Annotated in this window: 3 protein-coding genes; all 3 read left to right on the forward strand. The window is 56.1% G+C overall.

The window, feature by feature from the left end:
- Positions 1-312, forward strand: a 312-nt coding sequence (locus ACR0JG_RS20735; RefSeq protein ID WP_480572532.1) for a hypothetical protein, incomplete at its 5' end; no start/stop codon positions are given.
- A gap of 67 nt (positions 313-379) precedes the next feature.
- Positions 380-1,137 (forward strand): IS5 family transposase gene (locus ACR0JG_RS20740; protein ID WP_480544160.1). Its coding sequence is split into 2 segments (ribosomal slippage): positions 380-701 and positions 701-1,137, totalling 759 coding nucleotides; the frame shifts between segments, so codons are not numbered across the junction.
- Positions 1,138-1,390: 253 nt separating this feature from the next.
- Positions 1,391-1,608 (forward strand): NAD(P)/FAD-dependent oxidoreductase (locus tag ACR0JG_RS20745; RefSeq protein ID WP_480572535.1); only part of this gene is annotated, 218 nt, incomplete at its 3' end.

Consider the following 1,608-nt stretch of genomic DNA (forward strand, 5'->3'; position numbering starts at 1 on the left):
AGGGCTGGTGACGGTAGCTTAGTTGAGTACCCATTGCGCGTCATTTCAACCGATGCAATGGACTCGAAAGAAAGCCGCTCAATACAATTCTGTGACATCCTAGCAGGTTTGGTCTCCAAGCACTTTAATCCCATTTTAGGAGACGAAGACAGGGCTTTTATGAATGAACTAATCGGCGAGGGCTTGTGCAATATTTCCTCAAATACCCTCGTCCCGGGCACAGATTTTCCAGTACGAATCCCTCCCAAAAAACTTGAAGGCCCCGACGTTGTTGATCAGATGGCAGAAATGCTGCGCGCGCGTCTAACATAGCTTAGGCTCAGGACCCATTGATTTCCGTATAGCGGCGTGATTCACGGTTCGAAAACGAGCGGTGAACATGTCTGATCTTTTCTGGCTTACAGACGCGCAGATGGCGCGTTTAGAGCCTTTCTTCCCGAAGTCCCATGGCAGACCCCGCGTCGATGACCGACGTGTATTGAGCGGGATTATCTTCATTAATCGCAATGGGTTGAGATGGCGCGACGCCCCTTCGGCCTATGGCCCACACAAGACCCTTTACAACCGTTGGAAGCGGTGGAGCGACAAAGGCATCTTCGCGCAGATGATGGCAGGTCTGGCTGCCGACCACGGCGAGGAGAAGACCGTGATGATCGACGCCACCTATCTGAAAGCCCACCGGACAGCGACCAGCATGGGCGTCAAAAAGGGGGGCGTGGCCGTCTGATTGGCCGAACCAAAGGCGGCATGAACACCAAGCTGCACGCCATCTGCGACAGCCAGGGCCGCCCCCTCAACCTGTTCGTCACGGCAGGTCAGGTCAGCGACTACATCGGCGCACGAGCATTGCTGAGCAGCCTGCCGGATGTTGAATGGCTTCTGGGTGATCGCGGTTACGACGCCGACTGGTTCAGAGAAGCGTTGAAGGACAAAGGGATACGCGCCTGCATTCCTGGACGGAAGCAACGGAAGAATCCGGTAAAGCACGACAAGCGCCGCTACAAACGGCGCAACCGCATCGAGATCATGTTCGGCAGGCTGAAGGATTGGCGGCGTGTGGCGACCCGCTACGACAGGTGCCCGAAGGTCTTCCTGTCAGCCATCGCCCTCGCAGCACTCGTCATCTATTGGCTATGAGTCCTGACCCTAGGTGTTTCAGAACGCGGCGCACCCGGCAGGACCTGAACAATGCCCTTTGTGTTCTTCATCAAAGGGATCGCGGTCTCGTGGAAGAACTTCGAGAATTCAGCCTCTTTGCCGGGCCGAACTGTGACTTGGAATATTCGCATGATCATCGGGACGCCCTCCTCTGCATTGGGCATATTTCGGTTCTTTGACATCAGGAGTTTATCACAAAACCGGTCCGTTCCTTAAACAGGCCCCACTTGCCATCCCCGCCAATTCACGCCATGCGCTGCACATGACATTTGACACGATCATCCTTGGCGCCGGTGCAGCCGGCATGATGTGCGCGGCCCATTGCGGTGGCCGCGTGCTGGTGATCGACCACGCGAAGGCTGCGGGGGAGAAAATCCGCATCTCCGGCGGTGGACGTTGTAACTTCACCAACATGTATGCGAGCCCGCGTAACTTCCTGTCGCAGAACCC

The sequence above is a fragment of the Ruegeria sp. AD5 genome, assembly GCF_056542345.1.